This is a genomic window from Hippea maritima DSM 10411, assembly GCF_000194135.1.
Lineage (GTDB): Bacteria > Campylobacterota_A > Desulfurellia > Desulfurellales > Hippeaceae > Hippea > Hippea maritima.
This window is the reverse complement of record NC_015318.1, coordinates 1,350,829-1,372,500: the sequence shown is the minus strand read 5'-3', so window position 1 is coordinate 1,372,500 and position 21,672 is coordinate 1,350,829. Positions and strand designations below refer to the sequence as shown.

Genomic DNA, 21,672 nt, shown 5'->3' with positions numbered 1-21,672 from the left:
ATTTCAACCTGACATACCACCCAACACTGGAAATATTGCCCGTCTCTGTGTAGCCACAAATTCCACATTGCATCTGATAAAACCTTTGGGTTTTTCTCTGAACGATAAAAGACTTAAAAGAGCAGGTCTGGATTATTGGGAAAACCTCAAATTAGAGATGCATGACTCATTAAGCGATTTTTTGAACAAATATGGCAATAGAAAATTTTTTCTTGCCTCAACCAAAGCCGTAAAGCCTTATTTTGAAGTTTATTTTGAAGAGGGTGATTTTTTGATTTTTGGTTCTGAGACACAGGGCTTACCTAATGATTTTATAGAGGCCAATCTTGATAAAGCTATAAATATACCTATGACGGATAAGGTGCGTTCGCTAAATTTGGCTGACAGTGTTGCTGTTGTGCTCTACGAGGCCATAAGGCAGGTTTGTTTTTAATAAATAAACATGGCGTCACCGAAGCTGAAGAAGCGGTAATGTTTATCTATTGCCTCCTTGTAGCAATTTAGTATTTTCTCTCTTTCATAAAATGCACTTACAAGCATTAGTAGGGTGGATTTTGGCAGGTGAAAATTTGTAATAAGTGCATCCACTGCTTTGTATTTATAGCCAGGATAGATAAATATATCTGTTGAAGATTTCTGTGGTTTTAGAATCCCATCTTTGTTTATTGAGCTTTCTAATGCTCTAACCACTGTTGTTCCAACGGCTATTACTCTCCTCCTTTTTGATTTTGTTTGATTGAATAGATCGGCGGTTTCTTTGCTTATTTGGTATTTCTCTGAATGCATTTTGTGTTTTTCCACCTCTTTTTCTTTAACAGGCCTAAAGGTTCCTATACCAACATGCAGTGTTATGTATGCTATTTTTACTCCTTTTGCTTTTATGGAGTTTATAAGTTTTTCTGTAAAATGCAGACCTGCCGTTGGGCTTGCTACAGCACCTTCCTTTTTGGCAAAAACTGTTTGGTAATATTTAAAATCCTTTTCTTTGTTGTAATTGTCGTAATTGCGTTGGATATAGGGAGGTAGTGGGACCTCTCCAATATCTTCAAGTAGTTCGTATATGTTTTCATTGGTTTCAAACTCAACTATGCGTTTGTCTGAGTTTTCTATTCGTGTTATGCGTGCTGTTTTTGAGTTTTTTAGGTAAACGATCGTGTCTTTCTTTAGTTTGCCTCTGGTTAGGCATAAAAATCTTCCTTTTCCTATCTCCTCAAGCAAAAATATCTCTATCTTTCCGCCTGTGGGTTTTTGGGCAAAGATGCGAGCAGGTATTACCTTGGTATCGTTTAATACAAGCAGGTCGTTTTCGTCTATGTAGTTTATGATCTCTTTAAAGATTCTATGTTCTATTGTGTGATTTTGTCTATTACACACCAAAAGTTTGCATTCATCCCTGGGTATGTGAGGGTGTTGTGCTATCAGTTCTTTGGGTAGATTGTAATCAAAAAGGCTTACTTCCATATCGCTGTCATTATAATACACTCTGCCTTTTAGAACAAGAAAATAAAAAATACCTATTTTGGTAAATGGTCCACACATACTTACCACCTCTACTAAATATATACAGGTTCACAAACTTACTCAACCATTCATAAGGGTAGCCTGCTACCCTTATGATATCTTCCAGTAGTAAGGTTGGAAACCTTACTATGTTTTCAGATATCATAGCTTTTGTTGATTTCAGTTTCTCAAAAGGCGTTAGGCCGTTCATGTCTATGCCATAGTGAGGTCTTGCTGTATTCCATGTATCCTGCCATTGTTGAGCTTTGAGCAAGAACTCAGCGTCATTCCTGCACCTTTCTGGATGAATGGAGAAAAATGATTCATCGTCTTTTCTGTGTGAGTTTTCAACTATAGCCTGGAGGTGTTTTGCACCTGGTGGTATGGGTTTTAACTCTACATTCAGTTTTGAAAAGAATTCGTTGTATTCATCCAATTTTCTTCTGCTTGAGGATGCAAATTCAGAACCGTTGTCCAACCTTATGTTTATTTTTCCCCTTACATTGTGCAGCTTTAACCACAGTACGACAAAAAGGATAAAAGCAAATCCAAAGGATGCAGAAAGAGTATGGGAGTAAGCTGTAAATCTCATTCTCGTTTTTACATCTATTGCGTTCCATTCATATTTTGGCAGGTCGTATTTCTCTATGTGTCTATACACGCTCTTTGGTAGAGATGTTTCATCCAGTATGTGTTTTGTGTCTATCTGAAGGTGGCTAAAGGGCGTCAGGTGTTCATAATCATAAAGATGCCTTCTGTTTTTGTTTAGAGTCCTTATTTTCTTTTTCCTCACCCTGTTTCTCTTTAAAACCTTCTTTATTGTGTTTTCGCTTATCTCTATGGAGTATTTGTTCTTTAGGTAATAGCTTAGAAGCCTGTATCTGTACCCTGTGCTTTTTGCCTCTTCAACAATGAGTTTTTCAAGAGAACAGTCTATCTTTTTTCTTATGTTCTTTGGTCTTCTTGATAAGTCATTTAGTTCTCCATCCCTTGCCCTTCTCACTGTAGCCCTTGATATGCCAAGTATTCTTGCTGTTTTTGAGACATTGCCGTTGTTTTTCTCTAAAACCTTTCTGACCAAAATTCTTGCACTTGCAGGGTTTGATTTTCTCAAAGTGTGGTATATACTATCCATGATGCAGCCTCCATCCCTTTAGGAGTTTTATGGGTCTTCCTATTATATTCAAATCCAGTGATTTGAATATGCAAAAGAGGATGTGGGCTGCATCAGCCCTTGAGAAAGAGAAAGATTTAACGGGCAGAAAACCTACTTTCAGGTTTTCTGCCCCTACTATCTTTCTTATTCTCTTCACTTCCATGTTGGTGCCTCCACTCTCTTTTCTATCATTCTCATTCTCAGACATAGATATTACCTCTATTTGCTTTAGGTGGTAAGTATGTTTGGACCTATCTGGTAAAATACCTATTTTTTTGTTGACAAATGCAATTAACTGTATATAATCCCATTTTGCTTGCTGGCGTAGCTCAATCGGTAGAGCAGCTGACTTGTAATCAGCCGGTTGGGGGTTCAAGTCCCTTCGCCAGCTCCATGTGGAGAGGTTCCCGAGCGGTCAAAGGGAGCAGACTGTAAATCTGCCGGCTTACGCCTTCGGAGGTTCGAATCCTCCCCTCTCCACCATTTTAATTTTAAGAGCGGGAATAGCTCAGTTGGCTAGAGCATCAGCCTTCCAAGCTGAGGGTCGCGGGTTCGAGTCCCGTTTCCCGCTCCATTTTTATTTATTTGTGCCCATGTAGCTCAGCCGGTAGAGCACTTCCTTGGTAAGGAAGAGGTCGGCGGTTCGAGCCCGCTCGTGGGCTCCATAAGTTTTTTTAAGGAGGCTCTTATGGCAAAAGAAAAATATGTCCGCTCAAAACCCCATGTTAACATCGGTACTATTGGACACGTTGACCATGGTAAGACTACTCTAACTGCAGCTATCACAAAGGTTCTTGCAGAGAAGGGTAAAGCAGAGTTTAAGGACTACAACGAAATTGATAATGCACCAGAGGAAAGGGAAAGAGGTGTTACAATCAACACAGCTCACGTTGAGTATGAAACAGATAAAAGACATTACGCTCACGTTGACTGCCCAGGGCATGCTGACTACATCAAGAACATGATTACAGGTGCTGCCCAGATGGATGGTGCTATACTTGTTGTTTCTGCAGCAGATGGTCCAATGCCACAGACAAGAGAGCATATACTTCTTGCAAGGCAGGTTAATGTTCCATACATCGTAGTATTCCTAAATAAAACAGATATGGTTGACGACCCAGAGCTTATTGATCTTGTTGAGATGGAGGTTAGAGAGCTTCTATCTAAATATGACTTCCCAGGTGATGATGTTCCAGTAATTAGAGGCTCTGCTCTTAAAGCTTTAGAGGGAGACCCAGAGGCAAAGAAGGCTATCGAAGAGCTAATGGATGCAGTTGATGAATATATTCCAACACCACAGAGAGAGGCAGATAAACCGTTCTTGATGCCAATAGAGGATATCTTCTCCATCTCAGGAAGAGGAACTGTTGTTACAGGTAGGGTTGAAAGAGGTGTTCTAAAGCCTGGTGAGGAGATAGAGATAGTAGGCTTCGGTGAGACAAGGAAGACCGTTGCTACATCCCTTGAGATGTTCAGAAAGATTCTTGATGAGGCAATAGCTGGTGATAACGTTGGAGTTCTTCTAAGGGGTATCAAAAAAGAGGAAGTTGAAAGAGGAATGGTTTTAGCCAAACCTGGTTCCATCACACCTCACAAGAAGTTTAAAGCTCAGGTCTATGTTCTCACCAAAGATGAAGGTGGAAGACATACTCCATTCTTTGAGGGTTACAGACCTCAGTTTTACATAAGAACGACAGATGTTACAGGAACAGTCCACCTACCAGAAGGCGTTGAAATGGTTATGCCAGGAGATAATGTAGAACTTACAGTTGAACTCATTGCACCTGTTGCTTTAGAAAAAGAGACACGCTTTGCTATCAGGGAAGGTGGCAAGACAGTTGGTGCTGGTGTAATAACGGAGATATTGGAGTAAGAAAATGCGCGAGATGGTAACGCTTGCTTGTTCTGAGTGTAAAAGAAAAAACTATACCAGCACAAGGGATAAGAAGAAAAATAAAGAGAAGCTTGAGTTAAGGAAATATTGTCCATTTTGCAGAAAACACACAATACATAGAGAGGTAAAGTAGGCCAGTAGCTCCAATTGGTAGAGCGGCGGTCTCCAAAACCGTTGGTTGGGGGTTCGAGTCCTCCCTGGCCTGCCATTTTTTTGTTATGAAAAAGGTGTTGAGTTTTTTAGAAGAGGTTAAAATAGAGTTTAAAAAAGTAGTCTGGCCTGGCAAAAAAGAGGTCTCATCAGCCACTATTTCCGTGATAGTTTTTACGGTAATAGTGGCTTTTGTTTTGAGCCTGCTGGACTATTTTCTCTCTGTAGGATTACAATCACTTTTCAAATAGAAGGTTGTTTATAAATGAGCGATTTTAAGTGGTATGCTATCCATACGCAGGTTGGTTATGAAGATAAAGTAAAGGTTATGCTTCAAAACAAGCTTAAGGAAGAAGGTTTGGAAGGCGAGGTAGAGGAGATTTTTGTACCTTTTGAAGAGGTTATTGAAATAAAGAAGAACAACAAAAAGGAAAAAGTGAAAAAATGCCTCTATCCGAGCTATGTCTTTGTTAAGGCCCGCATGAGTGATAAACTTTACAATCTTGTAAAAAGAATGTCATTTGTTTCGGGTTTTGTTGGTTATAAAAATGAGCCTCTTCCTATGGATGAGAAAGAAATAAGGGATATTATGCAGCGTGTGGAGAGTTCCAAAGAGGCCCCGAGATTATCTGTATCATTTGAGCCTGGCGAGCAGGTTAGAGTATTGGATGGTCCATTCGCCAACTTTACAGGCACAATAGATGAGGTTGATGTAGATAAGGGAAGATTAAGGATATTGATAAGCATATTCGGGCGCTCAACGCCTGTTGAACTGAATTACAATCAAGTAGAGAAAGTGGAATAAAGGAGTTTTGCAATGGCTAAGAAAGAGGTAGCTGCTCAAATTAAGCTTCAGATAGAAGCGGGAAAGGCATCACCTGCTCCGCCTGTTGGTCCTGCTTTGGGTCAGCATGGTGTAAACATAATGGACTTTGTTAAAAAATTTAATGATGTTACAAAGGACAGGGTCGGGGATATTGTTCCTGTTGTTATCACTGTTTATTCAGATAGGTCTTTTGATTTTATAACAAAGACTCCACCGGCAAGTTCTCTTATTAAGAAAGCTTTGGGGATAGAGAAAGGCTCATCCGATGCAGCAAGACAGAAGGTCGGAAAACTAAGCAAGCAGCAGCTTGAAGAGATTGCAAAGATAAAGCTACCCGATCTTAATACGGATGATATTGAGAAGGCTATGAAGATAGTAGCTGGAACAGCTATCAATATGGGTGTAGAAGTAGAGGAGTTTTGAAATCTTTATTACCACATTAAGGTGGGAGCTCGAAGGGAGGAGCGATGGCAAAAAGAGGTAAAAAGTACATTGAAGCTTTGAAGAAGTACGATTACTTGAAGGAATATTCTTTGGATGAAGCCTTAAAGATTCTCAAAGAGATAGCTTATGCTAACTATGATGAGACTGTAGAGGTGCACATGAGGCTTGGGGTTGACCCGAGACATTCAGACCAAGTTGTTAGAGGATCTGTGGCTTTGCCCTATGGAACGGGTAAGACCGTTAGGGTTTTAGTGTTTGCAAAGGGTGAAAAAATAAAAGAAGCAGAAGAGGCTGGTGCTGATTATGTGGGCGGCCAGGAATATGCAGATAAGATCGCAAAAGAAGGCTGGCTTGAATTTGACAAGGTTATAGCAACACCCGATATGATGGGTGTTGTGGGTCGTTTAGGTAAGATTTTGGGTCCAAGAGGCTTAATGCCAAACCCAAAGGTGGGGACTGTTACTTTTGATGTAGCTGACGCTGTCAAAAGGGCAAAAGCTGGAGAGATTGAGTTTAGGGTAGATAAAACAGCAAATATACATGCAGGCGTTGGAAAAAAATCTTTTGAAGATGAAAAGCTTAAAGAGAATATATTTGCTTTGTATGAGGCAATAATGAAAGCTAAACCAGCTGCAGCCAAGGGTAAATATATAAAATCTTTTCATATAGCAACTACACACTCACCAAGTGTGAGGATAAATGTGCAATCACTTCAGCGTTAATATAAATTATTTAGAGGTCAAAGACTGTGGGTAGCTTTGGGGCTTTAAAGAGAGCCTGCAGGAGACCAGTTTTTGGCCCGTCCAGGAAAGGAGGGGGATATTGAAGAAAGAGAGAAAGGTAGAGCTAGCCAAACGGTTAGCTGAACAGCTACAAGAGGCCAAGATTGTCATAGTGGCAGGTTATAGCGGTCTTACTGTAGCTGAGATGGAAAACATTAGGAATGAGATTAAGAAGGCTGGTTGCACCTTTAATGTTATTAAGAACAACATCGTAAAGAAGGCCATTGAGGGTACTCCATGGGATGCCATGAAGGAACAGCTAAAAGGTGCTAACGCTTTTGCTTTAGGGTTTGATGACCCTGCAGCTTTGGCAAAGCTCCTTGTAGATAAGTCCAAGGAGTTTAAAAAACTTGAAGTCAAGTTTGGATTCTTGGGTGGTAAACTACTTTCTGCCGAAGATATAAAGGCTTTGAGCAGTCTGCCGCCAAAAGAAGTGCTACTTGCTCAGGTGTTGGGCACAATGAAAGCACCTATATCTGGCTTTGTCAATGTATTGGCTGCAAATATAAGGCAGCTTCTGTATGCGCTTAAAGCAATAGAAGAGAAAAAGAAAGAAAATTAAGAGGAGGTTTGATTAGAGATGGCTGAGATTACAAAAGAGGATGTTATTGCTTTTATTGAGAATATGACAGTTGTTGAGTTGGCTGAATTTGTTAAGGAGCTTGAAGATAAATTCGGTGTAAGTGCTGCTGCACCTATTGCTGCTGTTGCTGCAGCTGCCGCTCCAGCTGCTGGCGGTGAGGCTGCTGCTGAGGAGAAAACAGAGTTCGATGTAGTTCTCAACAAGGCTGGCGACAAGAAGATCCAGGTTATTAAGGTTGTTAGAGAGATTACAGGTCTTGGACTCAAAGAGGCTAAAGCTTTGGTTGACTCCGCTCCAAAGGCCGTGAAAGAGAAGGTCAGCAAGGAAGAGGCAGAACAGATTAAGGCTAAGCTTGAAGAGGTTGGCGCAGAGATAGAGATTAAATAAGTTTATCTTGAAGGGGATAAAACGGCAAGGAAAGAGGCTTATGTCTCTTTCCTTTTTTTTTCTAAAAAATAAACCTTTTCTATTAAAAATAAACGAGGTGCATAATGGCTGAGCCTCTTAAATTGGAATATAGAATGCGTGTGAACTTTTCAAAAGCTAAAAAGGTTTTGGAGATTCCTGACCTTTTAAGGCTTAACATAAATTCATACCAAACATTCTTGGAAAAGAACAGCAAAAAAGAAAAAAATTTGGATAATGCTTTAAAGTCCATTTTTCCTATAGATGATGTGCATGGTAGGCTTAGACTTGAGTTGGTTGATTGGGATATAACCCCACCCAAATTTGATCCAGATGAATGTAAGGTTAAAGGAATTTCTTACACAGGCAATCTCATAATAAAAGTTAGGCTTACCCAGTGGACTGTAGATGAACAAACGGGTGAAAAAATAGGTGTTGAGGACATAAAAGAGCAGGAAATATATGTAGGTGAAATTCCCCTTATAACTGAATCTGGTAGTTTTATTATAAACGGAGTTGAAAGAGTTATAGTTGGACAGCTTCATCGCTCACCAGGTGTCATATTCAAAAAGACGGGTGATATAGGTGGAAAAGGACTCTATTATGCCCAGATAATCCCAGAAAGAGGAAGCTGGGTAGAGTTTGAGACAGAGCCGAGAGAGGTTCTATCTACCAGAATTGACAGGAAGAAGAAATTCCCTGCCACGATACTGCTTCAGGCTATGGGTATGAGTGAGGCCGATATATTAAGGGAATTCTATGAGGTTGTAAGGGTAAAGATAGAAAACGGTCAAATATTTGCGCAGCTAAGTGAATCTATAATAGGTTTTAAAGTTGATAAAGATGTGGAGATTGATGGTGAAGTTGTAATAAAGGAAGGAAGAAAGCTCACTACTAGGCTATTTAGACAACTTAAAGATGTTGGCGTTGAATATGTACCGATAAGAGAAAGCGAGCTTTACAATAAGTATTCGGCTGAGATTGTAGAGGCTGAAGATGAAGAAGGCGTAGATGTAGTTTTGGGTATAGGCACTAAGATAACCAAGGAAAAATTAGGCTTTTTAAAGAAGTTTGATAAGGAGTTTAATGTCCTATACTCAAAATTTGATGACTATCTCATTTTAAATACTGTTATAGCATCAAGGGAGGTTTTAAGGAAAAGAAAAGTTGCCTTACCGGACAGTATAGCTATTGATGATTTGGCAAGGGTATTTATACATACACTTCTAAGGCCGGGTGAACATACATCTATAGAAGATGCCAAGAAATTCTTTGAGAATCTGTTTTTTAATCCAGAGAGATATGATGTATCTCAAGAGGGAAGAATAAGATTAAATGAAACATTTAATATAAATGTGCCAGAAGATGTTAGAACCCTCACGAGGGAAGATTTTGTGGGTCTTATAAAACATGTAGTTTTGCTTGAAAATGATCAAGTAATTCCTGATGATGTTGACAGCCTTTCCAATAGGAAGGTTAACCTTGTAGGGGATCAGCTTTACCGTGAGATAAGGAATGGCCTTTTGAGAATGCAAAGGCTCATAAAGGATAAGATGGTAATGTCCGATGCGGAAAATATCATGCCCTATGATGTGATAAATGCCAAACCAGTGGCTGTTGCTATAAAGGACTTCTTTTCTACAGGTCAGCTGTCTCAATTTTTGGATCAAACCAATATCCTTTCTGAAATTTCACATAAAAGAAGGTTGTCTGCATTGGGAAGCGGCGGTCTTACCAGAGAAAGAGCTGGTTTCGAAGTAAGAGACGTACATCCAACTCATTACGGTAGAATATGTCCTATAGAAACCCCAGAGGGTGCCAACATTGGACTTATTTCATCGTTAGCCGTTTATGCTAAAATAAATGAATTTGGCTTTATAGAAACTCCATATAGGATTGTAAAAGATGGAAGGGTTACAGATGAGGTTGTTTATCTTTCAGCATCGAAGGAGAAGGGTCATATAATAGCCCAGGCTTCTGCACCGTTAAATGAAGATGGAACATTTAAAAACGAATATGTCTCTGCAAGGAAAGATGGTGAATTTGTTGTTGTAAAAAGGGAAGATGTTGACCTTATGGATATTTCAACAAATCAGATAGTTTCCGTTGCCGCAGGTTTAATTCCTTTTTTGGAGCACGATGATGCCAATAGGGCATTGATGGGGTCTAACATGCAAAGACAGGCTGTTCCCCTTATTAGACCTGAAGCGCCGCTTGTGGGTACTGGCCTTGAGCCTGTTGTTGCAAAATATTCACGCTATGCTGTAGTGGCTAAAAGAGACGGTAAGGTTGTAAGGATAGACGATAAGATATACATCTCTTGCAAAACAGAGAATGGTTATGAGCTAGATGTCTATCCATTGAAAAAATTTATTCGCTCAAACCAAGATACCTGTTTCTCCCATAACCCTATAGTTGATGTAGGTGATGAGGTAAAGACAGGTCAAATCATAGCAGATGGACCTTCTATGGATAAGGGAGAACTTGCTTTGGGTAAAAACTTAGTTGTGGCTTTTGTATCTTGGAGGGGCTACAATTATGAGGATGGTATTACAATCTCAAGAAGGGTCGTTGAGGAGGATTTGTACACCTCGATACATATAAAAGAATTTACCCTCTATGTAAGGGATACCAAATTTGGCATGGAAGAGATAACGGCAGATATACCTAATGCTTCAAGTGAGACATTGAGAAATTTAGACAAAAATGGCATAGTTAGAATTGGTGCCTATGTAAAGCCGAATGATGTACTTGTAGGTAAGGTTACACCGAAAGCTGAAACCCATTATTCTCCAGAAGAGAAACTCTTGCGCTCAATATTTGGAGAGAAAGCTACCAATGTTGCCGATACATCACTTAGAGTTCCTCCGGATACAAGCGGTATAGTAGTTGATGTTAGAATTATGCACAGGCGTGGGGCAAAAATTAATCCAAGGGAAAAGGAAATAATAGAGCAGCAGAAAGAAAAGATAAATAAGGAACTTAAGCATAAGCTCGAATTGTTGAGTAAGCTAAGACTCGATAGTATTAAAGATGCAATAATTGAAAGTGACATAAAGACAAAAGAAGAGCTTGAGGGATTATCCGAAAAAGAACTTGTGCCGCTTTTGCCTAAGGATTTTGATATAAAAGCTTTGAATAGGCACTATAAAGAAATGGAGAAATCCATCAAAGATTATCATACTAAGCTTATAAAAGGGGTTGAGAAAGAAAGTGACTTGCCTCCTGGTGTTATCTCTGTTGTCAATGTCTATGTAGCAACAAAAAGAAAGCTTTCCGTTGGCGATAAGATGAGTGGTCGCCATGGAAATAAAGGTGTTGTATCAAAAATCTTGCCTGTTCAAGATTTGCCTTTCTTGGAAGATGGGACACCTGTTGATATAGTTTTAAATCCTCTTGGTGTTCCCTCCAGAATGAACATTGGCCAAATTATGGAAACCCACCTTGGGTGGCTCTCAAAAGGCCTAGGTAAGAAAATAGACCATCTGCTTAAGGCTGGAAGAAAGGATATACTGAAAGACTTTCTCAAAAAGATATACAATAGCGAGAAGGCAGGAGAACTTATAGAGAGTTTAAGTGATGAAGAGGTAGAAAAGTATGCTAAGGAATGGGTAAGAGGCGTTCACTTTGCAAACCCTGTATTTGAAGGTGCAAAAGAAAAGGATTTGGAATATTTAGAGGGTCTTCTAGGCTTTAAGAGGCTTAAGAGTGAGGTCTATGATGGTATAACGGGTGAGAAGTTCTTAGAGCCTGTAACCGTTGGTGTCATGTATGTATTAAAACTACACCATCTTGTTGATGATAAAGTTCATGCAAGGAGTGTTGGCCCGTATTCTTTGGTTACTCAACAGCCTCTTGGGGGAAAAGCCAACTTTGGTGGCCAGAGGTTCGGAGAGATGGAGGTTTGGGCACTTGAGGGATACGGTGCAGCTTATACACTCCATGAGATGTTAACAGTAAAATCCGACGACGTTGATGGTAGAAAGTTGACATATGAGGCAATCGTTAAGGGAAGACCAATCCCGTTGGGCGGTGTTCCAGAATCGTTCAACGTGTTGGTAAAGGAAATGCAGGCTCTGTGTTTGGATGTGGAGCTGCTTAAGGATATAAGAAGGAAATAGGGGGAGCCAGGTATGTTTACAGTTCTAAAAGGTAAGCCTAAGTCTTCCAAGGACTTTGATGCTATAAGAATAAAATTGGCATCGCCTGAAAAGATTAGAGAATGGAGCCACGGAGAGGTAAAAAAAGCTGAAACTATTAACTATAGAACCTTTAAACCCGAAAGGGATGGTTTGTTTTGCGCAAAGATATTCGGGCCTATAAAGGACTATGAATGCCTATGTGGTAAGTATAAAAGGCAGAAATATGAGGGTATAGTTTGTGAAAAGTGCGGTGTTGAGGTTACAAAGTCTAAGGTTAGACGCGAAAGGATGGGGCACATAGAGCTTGCAGCACCTGTAGCTCATATTTGGTATTTACGCTCGGTTCCCAGCATAATGGCTTCCCTGCTTGATGTAAAGCTGAAGGATTTAGAAAGAGTCATCTATTATGAGTCTTACATAGTTATAGAGAGTGAAGTTGAGGAATTGCCCGTAAAAACCGTTTTGAACGAATCACAATATAGGTCTTATTCTGAGAAGTATGGCATAAGATTTACAGCTGAGATGGGTGCCTCTGCTATACAGAAACTCCTAAGAAAAATGGACTTAGACCTTCTAATTTTAGAACTTAAAGATGAAATAGAATCAACAAAGTCAGAGGCAAAGAAGAAAAAGCTTATAAAGAGAATGAGACTTGCCGAGCAATTTAAGCGAAGTGGTAATAAACCAGAATGGATGATATTGGATGTCTTACCTGTTTTACCGCCTGATTTGAGGCCTTTGGTGTCTTTGGAGGGTGGCAGGTTTGCATCAAGTGATTTAAACGACCTCTACAGGAGGGTTATAAATAGAAACAATAGGCTAAAGAGGCTGATGGAACTTGGAGCACCGTCAATTATCATAAGAAATGAGAAGAGAATGCTCCAGGAGGCTGTTGATGCCCTTATAGACAACGGTAGAAGGAAGCAAGTTGTTAGGGCTTCAAACAACAGGCCTTTAAAGTCATTGAGTGAGTCTATCAGGGGTAAAGAAGGGCGTTTCAGAAGAAACCTGCTTGGAAAGAGGGTTGATTATTCCGGCCGTTCCGTTATTGTTTCAGGTCCGAATCTCAGAATGGATCAATGTGGTTTGCCCAAGATTATGGCCCTTGAGCTATTTAAACCGTTTATTCACCATAAGCTTATTGAAGAGGGATATGCACAAACTGTTAAAGCGGCCAAGAAGATGGTCGAGAGAAAAGATCCAGAGGTTTGGAATATACTTGAAGATGTTGTAAAAGAACACCCAATCTTACTCAATAGAGCTCCTACACTGCACAGACTTTCAATTCAGGCATTCCATGCTGTATTGACTGATGAGAAAGCTATAAGGTTGCATCCACTTGTATGCCCGGCATTTAATGCAGACTTTGATGGTGACCAGATGGCAGTCCATGTGCCGTTAAGTACCGAGGCTGTTTTGGAGAGTGAAGTTTTGATGCTTGCAACGGAAAACATAATTTCCCCTGCCCATGGCAATCCTATAGCTATGCCCAGTCAAGATATGGTTCTGGGTGTTTATTATATGACAAAAGCTAAGGACAATCAAAAAGGCGAAGGCATGGTTTTCTCATCGCCAGAGGAGGTTAGAATTGCCTATGAAAACGGTGTCTGCAGCTTGAATGCTAAGATAAAGGTTAGGGTGGATTCAGAGATACACGATACAACCGTTGGAAGGATTTTGTTCTATGAGATAGTGCCAAAGATAATACCATTTAAAGATGTAAATAAGCTCTTCAAGAAAAAGGATTTGAATAAACTTATATCCTATCTATACAAACATGCGGATTTACCTGTTGTTGTCAAGTTTTTAGATGATGTTAAGGATTTGGGATTTGAGACATCAACAAGGGCAGGTGTTTCTATATCCATAGAGGATATGGTTGTACCTGAAGAAAAATCAGAAATCATAAGTAAAGCTGAGGAAGAGGTTAGAAAAATTCAAGAAGACTACAGACAAGGTCTTTTAACTGACAAGGAAAGGTATAATAAGTCGGTTGATATTTGGAGTTCAGCTACGGATAGAATTGCTGCAGCCATGATGAAGCAATTGGGCGGAGAATACGGAGAAAGTTTTAATTCTATTTACATAATGGCCGACTCAGGGGCAAGGGGCTCGCAGCAACAGATGAGACAGTTGGCTGGTGTTAGGGGTTTGATGGCAAAACCTTCTGGTGATATTATCGAAACGCCTATTAAATCTAACTTTAAAGAGGGATTGACGGTTCTTGAATACTTCACATCTACCCACGGTGCAAGAAAAGGTTTAGCAGATACAGCTTTAAAAACTGCCAATGCAGGTTATCTAACAAGAAAGCTTGTAGATGTTGCTCAGGACGTTACCATAACGATGGATGATTGTGGAACGACAGAAGGTATAGAAGTATCAGCTATTATGGTTAACGGTGAGGAGATTGAGTCCTTGGCCGATAGGATTTTAGGTAGAACAGCCGCCGAAGATATAGTAGACCCATTTACCAATGAAGTTATAGTAGAAGAAGGTAACGAGATAGATGAAGAAGCTGTTGAGAAGATAACAGCTGCTGGTATTAGGCAAGTTAGAATATTCTCTACGCTTACATGTAAAGCAGAGAGAGGCGTTTGTGCTAAGTGTTATGGCAGGGATTTGGCAAGAAGTGGAAAGGTTAATGTAGGTGAGGCAGTTGGCATAATAGCAGCTCAATCTATTGGAGAGCCGGGAACTCAGCTTACGCTTAGAACATTCCATGTTGGTGGAACGGCTTCAAGGTTATCTAAGGAGAATAAGTCTGCCGAAACAAAGAGGGCTGGTATTGTAAGGTTCTTTAACTTTTATACGGCTCTAAATTCTGATAATGAAAGAGTATTGTTATCAAGAAGAGATGCGGCGTTACTCGTTACAGAGCCACAAATAGTTTCAATAAATAAGGGTAGAGTTAACATAGAAGAGGATAAGGCTTATTACTATCTAAGAATAGGTTCTGAAGAATATAAGCTCAAAAAGGTAGATTTTGTAAACCAAGAAGATATTATAGCAGGTGGCGCAAATGCTATCGGTAAGTATATATTCTCCGTAAAAGACGGAGATGAAGTGGAAAGCCTGTCTTTGCTCGTAGAGAGAGTGCTTGAAATATTTGATGTCCCTAAAAAGATTCCCTATGCTGCTAAAGTATTTGTTGAGAATGGTCAGACTATAAAGAGATTTGTAAAAGCGGAAGAAGGCGGAAAAGTTAAACTTATTGCACTTGAAGGTGATGGTTTTGTTGAAATAGATACACCCAAAGATGGCGTAATTAACAGGCATGGAACCCATGTTGTTATTATGAAAAACAATGAAGAAAAAGTGAGGTATTACGTGCCCAAGGGCTCTAAGCTCTATATTAAGAGCGGGGATACTATTGAATCTGGCACACTTATTGTTGGCTATGATGATGAGAAAAAAAGGAGAATATTTGAAAGCGATCCAACACTTTATATAAGCACTACAACCTTAGCAGAGTGGGATGCTTACTCAGATTACCTACTTGCAGGTGCCGAGGGTTATGTAAAATGGGTCGATTTGATTCCTCATGTTACAATAAAAGAAGAGGTGGATAAAATCACCTCTCTGAAAAGTAATGTAGTTGTTGAGAGTAAGGATCTTACCAAGAGGCCTAGGATAGAGATAGTGGATGAAAATGGTAAGATAAAGAAATTCTCAAATATAAACGAAGATGCCATGTATTATATACCTCCCGGTGTTATACTGCAGAAAGAGAATGGTGAATATGTAAGGGCGGGTGATGTTATAGGAAAGATTCCTAAAGAGCTTGACAAAACAACCGATATTACAGGAGGCCTACCAAGGGTATCTGAATTGTTTGAGGCAAAAAAGCCCAAAAATGCAGCTATTATCAGTGAAATTAGTGGCGTTGTTTCCTATGGTAAGGAAAGCAAGGGCAAAAGAAAGGTTATCGTGACATCTACTGTAGGTAAGGGAGGTGTTAAAAAGGAATACCTCATACCAAGAAACAAAAGGTTGCTTGTATTTCCAGGTGATAGGGTTGAGATGGGCGAGCCTTTGACAGATGGCGCTATAAATCCGCATGATATATTGGCCATTTTGGGTGAAAGAGAACTTCAAAAGATGCTGGTTAGTGAGATTCAGCAGGTGTATAAGCTTCAAGGCGTTAGTATAAATGATAAGCATATAGAGATAATCGTCAGACAGATGCTCTCCAAAGTTGTCATAGAGGATGCTGGTGATAGTGATTTCATAGAAGGTGAGGTTGTCAACAGATTCGTATTTACCCGTAAGAATGAGATCCTTAGACGCAGAGGTAAAAAACCGGCTATTGGTAGGATAGTCCTACTTGGTATAACGAAAGCATCTCTTAATACAGATAGTTTTATCTCTGCTGCAAGCTTCCAGGAGACTACAAGGGTTTTGACAGAAGCGTCCATAAGCGGACAGGTTGATTATCTAAGGGGATTAAAAGAAAATGTCATTGTCGGAAGATTAATACCTGTAGGTACAGGACAGAAGAAATTTGACGAGATAATTTTGGAGCCGGCTGAAAAAGATGAGCAAGAAAATTAAAAAGTCTTGACAAAACGAGCTTTTATTGTTAGTTTAGCCAAGCTAAATTTTAAGGGAGGTAAGAAGTGCCTACGATTAACCAACTTGTAAGGAAGGGTAGAAAAAAGGTTAAGGCAAAGAAAAAAACTTTGGCCCTTCAGGCATGCCCCCAAAGAAGGGGTGTTTGTACAAGGGTTTATACAACGACACCGAAGAAACCTAACTCAGCTTTGAGAAAGGTTGCAAGGGTTAAACTCACAAGTGGATATGAGGTTACCGCTTACATTCCAGGTGAGGGGCATAACCTGCAGGAGCACTCTATTGTTCTTGTTAGAGGCGGAAGGGTAAAGGACTTGCCTGGTGTTAGGTATCATATCATCAGGGGTGCCTTGGATGCTGCTGGTGTTGAAGGCAGGAAACAGGGACGCTCCAAGTACGGAACAAAGAAGCCTAAGGAGTAAGGAGAGGTAAATGAGGAGGAGAAGATCTGAAAAGAGAGAGGTCCCACCGGATTTAGTATACGGTAGCGTGCTTGTTAGCAAGATTATCAATAAGATAATGTGGGACGGTAAGAAGTCTATAGCGAGCAAGATATTTTACAATGCTATGGATCTAGTTAAGGAAAAAACAGGCGAAGACCCGATGGAAGTTTTACAGAAAGCCATTGAAAATATAACACCTAAAATAGAAGTTAGACCAAGAAGGGTCGGTGGTGCAACATATCAGGTTCCTGTTGAGGTTAGACCTGAGCGTCAGATGAGTTTATCTGTAAGGTGGCTTGTTGATTACGCAAGGCAAAGAAGTGAAAAAAGGATGTTCGAAAGATTGGCTGGTGAGATTATAGATGCTGCCAATAATAGAGGTGGTGCTGTTAAGAAGAGAGAAGATACGCACAAGATGGCAGAGGCCAATAGGGCTTTCGCACACTACAGATGGTAAAAGGAGTGATGAAAAGTGGCTCGTAAGTATCAGCTTGGCAAGTTGAGGAATATAGGAATCATAGCCCATATAGATGCAGGTAAGACAACGACTACCGAAAGGATACTCTATTACACGGGTGTTTCACACAAGATAGGTGAGGTTCATGAAGGAACAGCAACTATGGATTGGATGGAACAGGAGAAGGAAAGGGGTATTACCATAACTTCGGCCTCCACGACCTGCTTTTGGCGTGAACATATGATAAATATCATTGACACACCCGGTCATGTTGACTTTACCGTAGAAGTTGAGAGGGCATTAAGGGTACTTGACGGTGCTGTTGGTGTTTTTTGTGCTGTTGGGGGGGTTGAACCTCAGAGTGAGACGGTCTGGAGACAGGCTGATAAGTACCATGTTCCAAGGATTGCTTTTGTAAATAAGATGGATAGAATAGGCGCTGATTTCTATAATGTTGTTAATGAAATAGATGAAAAGTTGAACGGCAATCCTTTGGTTATCCAACTTCCTATAGGTGCTGAAAGCAACTTTGTTGGCGTAATAGATCTAATAAGAATGAAGGCAATTGTTTGGGATTCAGATGTTTTAGGTGCCACGTTCTCGATGAAAGATATACCGAATGAATTAGCCGATAAGGCTTTAGAATATAGAAATGCTTTGATTGAAAAACTTGCCGACTTTAACGATGAGATAATGGAGAAGTATTTAGAGGGCGAGAATATAAAGGAAGAGGAGATAATAAAGGCAATAAGAAAAGCAACTATAGAGACAAAAATTACTCCTGTTTTATGTGGTACAGCGTTTAAGAATAAAGGCGTTCAACCTTTATTGGATGCTGTTGTAGATTTTCTACCCTCGCCTCTTGATATTCCTCCTGTTAAGGGTATTGACCCTAAAACTGGTGAAGAAATTCAAAGAAAGGCTGATGAAAAAGAGCCGTTAAGTCTTTTAGCGTTCAAGATTATGAGTGATCCATATGTAGGTAGGCTTACTTACTTTAGGGTGTATTCAGGTACGCTTAAAGCTGGTTCTTATGCTTATAACTCTACAAAGGGTAAAACTGAAAGAATCGGAAGGCTCTTGAGGATGCATGCAAACAAAAGGGAAGATGTGGACGTTGTTTATGCAGGCGATATTGCGGCTGCTATTGGCTTAAAATACACAGCCACAGGCGACACCCTGTGCGATGAAAAAGAACCTATAATACTTGAGTCTATGGAGTTTCCTGAGCCTGTTATATCTGTAGCCGTTGAGCCCAAGACTAAGGCAGATAGAGATAAACTCTCCAATGCACTTCAGAAGTTAGCAGAGGAAGATCCAACATTTAGAATAAGATACGACGAAGAGACTAACCAAACAATCATATCGGGAATGGGTGAGCTTCACCTTGAGATAATTGTAGATAGACTTAAAAGGGAATTTAAGGTTGGTGTCAATGTAGGTAAACCGCAGGTTGCCTACAAAGAGAGCATTAAGGCTAAGGTTAAGCAAGAGGGTAAGTTTGTTCGCCAGACAGGTGGTCATGGACAATATGGTCATGTATGGATAGAGATAGAGCCGCTTGAAAGAGGTAAAGGTTTTGAGTTTGTAGACAAAATAGTCGGTGGCGTTATCCCTAAAGAGTTTATACCAGCTGTTGAAGCTGGTATAAAAGAGGCAGCAGAAAGCGGTGTACTGGCGGGCTATCCTATGGTTGACTTCAGGGCTACATTATTCGATGGTTCTTATCATGAGGTTGACTCATCGGATATGGCCTTTAAGATTGCTGCAAGCATGGCATTTAAAGATGGTGCAAAAAAAGCCAAACCGTATTTGCTCGAACCGGTGATGGATGTTGAGGTTACAACCCCTGAGCAGTATCTGGGTGATGTAATGGGTGATATAAATTCCCGCAGGGGTAAAATTAGAGAAATGGGTGAAAAGGGTAATCTAAAGATAATTAAGGCATATATTCCACTTGGCGAGATGTTTGGGTATGCAACGGTTTTAAGATCTATAACGCAAGGTAGGGGTACATACACCATGCAGTTCTCTCACTACGAAGAGGTGCCCAAAAGTATAGCTGAAAAAATAATAAAGAAAGAAGCTTAAGGAGGCTCTTATGGCAAAAGAAAAATATGTCCGCTCAAAACCCCATGTTAACATCGGTACTATTGGACACGTTGACCATGGTAAGACTACTCTAACTGCAGCTATCACAAAGGTTCTTGCAGAGAAGGGTAAAGCAGAGTTTAAGGACTACAACGAAATTGATAATGCACCAGAGGAAAGGGAAAGAGGTGTTACAATCAACACAGCTCACGTTGAGTATGAAACAGATAAAAGACATTACGCTCACGTTGACTGCCCAGGGCATGCTGACTACATCAAGAACATGATTACAGGTGCTGCCCAGATGGATGGTGCTATACTTGTTGTTTCTGCAGCAGATGGTCCAATGCCACAGACAAGAGAGCATATACTTCTTGCAAGGCAGGTTAATGTTCCATACATCGTAGTATTCCTAAATAAAACAGATATGGTTGACGACCCAGAGCTTATTGATCTTGTTGAGATGGAGGTTAGAGAGCTTCTATCTAAATATGACTTCCCAGGTGATGATGTTCCAGTAATTAGAGGCTCTGCTCTTAAAGCTTTAGAGGGAGACCCAGAGGCAAAGAAGGCTATCGAAGAGCTAATGGATGCAGTTGATGAATATATTCCAACACCACAGAGAGAGGCAGATAAACCGTTCTTGATGCCAATAGAGGATATCTTCTCCATCTCAGGAAGAGGAACTGTTGTTACAGGTAGGGTTGAAAGAGGTGTTCTAAAGCCTGGTGAGGAGATAGAGATAGTAGGCTTCGGTGAGACAAGGAAGACCGTTGCTACATCCCTTGAGATGTTCAGAAAGATTCTTGATGAGGCAATAGCTGGTGATAACGTTGGAGTTCTTCTAAGGGGTATCAAAAAAGAGGAAGTTGAAAGAGGAATGGTTTTAGCCAAACCTGGTTCCATCACACCTCACAAGAAGTTTAAAGCTCAGGTCTATGTTCTCACCAAAGATGAAGGTGGAAGACATACTCCATTCTTTGAGGGTTACAGACCTCAGTTTTACATAAGAACGACAGATGTTACAGGAACAGTCCACCTACCAGAAGGCGTTGAAATGGTTATGCCAGGAGATAATGTAGAACTTACAGTTGAACTCATTGCACCTGTTGCTTTAGAAAAAGAGACACGCTTTGCTATCAGGGAAGGTGGCAAGACAGTTGGTGCTGGTGTAATAACGGAGATATTGGAGTAAGAGGGTGGTAGCTATGGAGCAGCAGAAGATAAGGCTGAAATTGAAGTCCTTTGAGAGCGACCTTCTTGATAGCTCTGTCAAAGATATAATAGATATGGTCAAAAAGACAGGCGCTAAGGTCAAAGGACCTATACCGTTGCCTACAAGAATATCCAGGTATACGGTATTGAGATCTCCCCATGTTAACAAGAAATCGAGGGAACAGTTTGAGATTAGGGTTCATAAGAGGTTGCTGGATATTGTTCAGGCAAGTCAACAGACGGTTGATGCGTTGATGAAAGTAAATCTACCAGCAGGTGTGGATATCGAAGTAAAACTACAATAGACATAAAAAATGGAAATAAGAACCCGCCAAAGCAGGCGGGTTCCTCTGTTTCTTTTAATAAACTTGTTGTGGGAGTGAGATAGATGTTAGGTTTAATTGCTAAGAAATTGGGGATGACGCAGCTTTATGTAGAGGGTAAAGCTATTCCTGTTACAGTTTTAGAGGCGCAAGAAGGTGTTATAACCGATATTAAGACAAAAGAAAAGGACGGCTATAACGCTATTCAAGTGGGTTTTATAGACACCAAGGAAAAAAGGGTTACAAAGCCTCTATTGGGTGTTTATAAGAAGGTTGGTGTATCACCAAAAAAGATACTTAAGGAATTTAGAGTTGATGATGTTGATTCTTTTGAGGTTAAAGGTGAGGTAAAAGTAGATATATTCCAGAAAGGCGAGATAGTTGATGTTATAGGTCACACCAAGGGAAGGGGCTTTTCAGGTGTAATGAAGAGGCATAACTTCGCAGGTGGTCCAGATGGACATGGTTCTATGTTTAATAGGAGAGTAGGTTCAATCGGAAACTGCGAATTCCCTGGAAGGGTTGTAAAAGGCAGAAAGATGCCTGGTCATTATGGTAATGAGAGGGTTACAATCAAAAACCTTGAAGTTGTATTTGTGGATCCAGAGAAAAAGCTTATAGCTATTAAGGGTGCGGTTCCTGGTTCTAAGGGCAGCTATGTTAATATTATTAAGAAGGGGAACTAAAAG

Annotated in this window: 20 protein-coding genes and 5 tRNA genes (1 of these 25 only partly in view); 22 read left to right on the top strand and 3 right to left on the bottom strand. The window is 40.3% G+C overall.

Translation table 11 applies throughout. From position 1 onward, the window contains the following. A protein-coding gene (trmL, locus tag HIPMA_RS07225; RefSeq protein ID WP_013682382.1) for a tRNA (uridine(34)/cytosine(34)/5-carboxymethylaminomethyluridine(34)-2'-O)-methyltransferase TrmL crosses the window boundary here: on the top strand, positions 1–433 show its 3' portion. Its footprint begins 56 nt before the window's first position; only the last 433 of its 489 coding nucleotides appear in the window; the start codon falls outside the window, past its left edge; the stop codon is at positions 431–433. On the opposite strand, the gene queA is transcribed toward trmL, so the two are convergent. Genes queA through HIPMA_RS09440 form a run of 3 tightly spaced genes read right to left on the bottom strand, consistent with a single transcriptional unit; the run spans position 430 to position 2,864 of the window. Continuing rightward, positions 430–1,461 carry a tRNA preQ1(34) S-adenosylmethionine ribosyltransferase-isomerase QueA gene (gene queA, locus HIPMA_RS07220; protein ID WP_013682381.1) on the bottom strand — a complete coding sequence of 344 codons (1,032 nt, stop codon included), beginning with the start codon at positions 1,459–1,461 and terminating at the stop codon, positions 430–432. The genes trmL and queA overlap by 4 nt on opposite strands. Positions 1,462–1,471: 10 nt before the next feature. After that, complete coding sequence (locus tag HIPMA_RS07215) at positions 1,472–2,635, bottom strand: IS481 family transposase (protein ID WP_013682380.1); 1,164 nt, start codon at positions 2,633–2,635, stop codon at positions 1,472–1,474. Next, on the bottom strand, positions 2,628–2,864 hold the full coding sequence (locus tag HIPMA_RS09440; protein WP_013681235.1) for a hypothetical protein: 237 nt from the start codon (positions 2,862–2,864) through the stop codon (positions 2,628–2,630). The genes HIPMA_RS07215 and HIPMA_RS09440 overlap by 8 nt, the downstream gene beginning before the upstream one ends. A 110-nt stretch (positions 2,865–2,974) precedes the next feature. On the opposite strand from HIPMA_RS09440, the gene HIPMA_RS07205 reads away from it, so the two are divergent. From HIPMA_RS07205 to rplC, 21 genes are all read left to right on the top strand, one after another. Further along, positions 2,975–3,050, top strand: a tRNA-Thr gene (locus HIPMA_RS07205). A 3-nt stretch (positions 3,051–3,053) separates the two neighbouring features. Beyond that, positions 3,054–3,139 (top strand) — tRNA-Tyr (locus HIPMA_RS07200). A gap of 14 nt (positions 3,140–3,153) precedes the next feature. Further along, positions 3,154–3,230, top strand: a tRNA-Gly gene (locus tag HIPMA_RS07195). Between the two features lie 15 nt (positions 3,231–3,245). Next, positions 3,246–3,321: transfer RNA gene (locus tag HIPMA_RS07190), tRNA-Thr, on the top strand. A 23-nt stretch (positions 3,322–3,344) separates the two neighbouring features. Beyond that, positions 3,345–4,529 (top strand): elongation factor Tu, encoded by a 1,185-nt coding sequence (tuf, locus tag HIPMA_RS07185; protein ID WP_013682367.1) that lies wholly within the window; start codon positions 3,345–3,347, stop codon positions 4,527–4,529. Positions 4,530–4,533: 4 nt separating this feature from the next. After that, a complete protein-coding gene (gene rpmG / locus HIPMA_RS07180) occupies positions 4,534–4,683 on the top strand; it encodes a 50S ribosomal protein L33 (protein WP_013682379.1) in 150 nt (49 codons plus the stop codon). Beyond that, a tRNA-Trp gene (locus tag HIPMA_RS07175) sits at positions 4,682–4,758 on the top strand. Before rpmG ends, HIPMA_RS07175 begins: the two co-directional genes overlap by 2 nt. Before the next feature lie 10 nt (positions 4,759–4,768). Continuing rightward, on the top strand, positions 4,769–4,951 hold the full coding sequence (gene secE / locus HIPMA_RS07170) for a preprotein translocase subunit SecE (RefSeq protein ID WP_013682378.1): 183 nt from the start codon (positions 4,769–4,771) through the stop codon (positions 4,949–4,951). Between the two features lie 14 nt (positions 4,952–4,965). Continuing rightward, positions 4,966–5,505: a transcription termination/antitermination protein NusG gene (gene nusG / locus HIPMA_RS07165; RefSeq protein WP_013682377.1), complete on the top strand. Its 540-nt coding sequence runs from the start codon at positions 4,966–4,968 to the stop codon at positions 5,503–5,505. Between the two features lie 12 nt (positions 5,506–5,517). Continuing rightward, positions 5,518–5,949, top strand: coding sequence for a 50S ribosomal protein L11 (rplK, locus tag HIPMA_RS07160; RefSeq protein WP_013682376.1), 432 nt, complete (start codon positions 5,518–5,520; stop codon positions 5,947–5,949). A gap of 44 nt (positions 5,950–5,993) precedes the next feature. Then, positions 5,994–6,692 carry a 50S ribosomal protein L1 gene (rplA, locus tag HIPMA_RS07155; RefSeq protein ID WP_013682375.1) on the top strand — a complete coding sequence of 233 codons (699 nt, stop codon included), beginning with the start codon at positions 5,994–5,996 and terminating at the stop codon, positions 6,690–6,692. Between the two features lie 100 nt (positions 6,693–6,792). Continuing rightward, positions 6,793–7,314, top strand: a complete 522-nt coding sequence (gene rplJ / locus HIPMA_RS07150; protein WP_013682374.1) for a 50S ribosomal protein L10 — start codon at positions 6,793–6,795, stop codon at positions 7,312–7,314. Between the two features lie 18 nt (positions 7,315–7,332). After that, positions 7,333–7,722: a 50S ribosomal protein L7/L12 gene (rplL, locus tag HIPMA_RS07145; RefSeq protein WP_013682373.1), complete on the top strand. Its 390-nt coding sequence runs from the start codon at positions 7,333–7,335 to the stop codon at positions 7,720–7,722. A gap of 104 nt (positions 7,723–7,826) precedes the next feature. After that, entirely contained in the window at positions 7,827–11,861 is a 4,035-nt protein-coding gene (gene rpoB, locus HIPMA_RS07140) for a DNA-directed RNA polymerase subunit beta (RefSeq protein ID WP_013682372.1), read from the top strand. A gap of 12 nt (positions 11,862–11,873) precedes the next feature. Then, on the top strand, positions 11,874–16,436 hold the full coding sequence (gene rpoC, locus HIPMA_RS07135) for a DNA-directed RNA polymerase subunit beta' (protein ID WP_013682371.1): 4,563 nt from the start codon (positions 11,874–11,876) through the stop codon (positions 16,434–16,436). 65 nt (positions 16,437–16,501) lie between these two features. Next, positions 16,502–16,876 carry a 30S ribosomal protein S12 gene (gene rpsL, locus HIPMA_RS07130; RefSeq protein WP_013682370.1) on the top strand — a complete coding sequence of 125 codons (375 nt, stop codon included), beginning with the start codon at positions 16,502–16,504 and terminating at the stop codon, positions 16,874–16,876. A gap of 10 nt (positions 16,877–16,886) precedes the next feature. Then, positions 16,887–17,354, top strand: coding sequence for a 30S ribosomal protein S7 (gene rpsG, locus HIPMA_RS07125; protein WP_013682369.1), 468 nt, complete (start codon positions 16,887–16,889; stop codon positions 17,352–17,354). Positions 17,355–17,369: 15 nt separating this feature from the next. After that, positions 17,370–19,445: an elongation factor G gene (gene fusA / locus HIPMA_RS07120; RefSeq protein ID WP_013682368.1), complete on the top strand. Its 2,076-nt coding sequence runs from the start codon at positions 17,370–17,372 to the stop codon at positions 19,443–19,445. A gap of 10 nt (positions 19,446–19,455) precedes the next feature. Next, positions 19,456–20,640, top strand: a complete 1,185-nt coding sequence (gene tuf, locus HIPMA_RS07115; RefSeq protein ID WP_013682367.1) for an elongation factor Tu — start codon at positions 19,456–19,458, stop codon at positions 20,638–20,640. A 13-nt stretch (positions 20,641–20,653) separates the two neighbouring features. After that, on the top strand, positions 20,654–20,965 hold the full coding sequence (rpsJ, locus tag HIPMA_RS07110) for a 30S ribosomal protein S10 (protein ID WP_013682366.1): 312 nt from the start codon (positions 20,654–20,656) through the stop codon (positions 20,963–20,965). Positions 20,966–21,048: 83 nt separating this feature from the next. After that, positions 21,049–21,669, top strand: coding sequence for a 50S ribosomal protein L3 (rplC, locus tag HIPMA_RS07105; protein ID WP_013682365.1), 621 nt, complete (start codon positions 21,049–21,051; stop codon positions 21,667–21,669). The last annotated feature ends 3 nt before the right edge of the window (positions 21,670–21,672 follow it).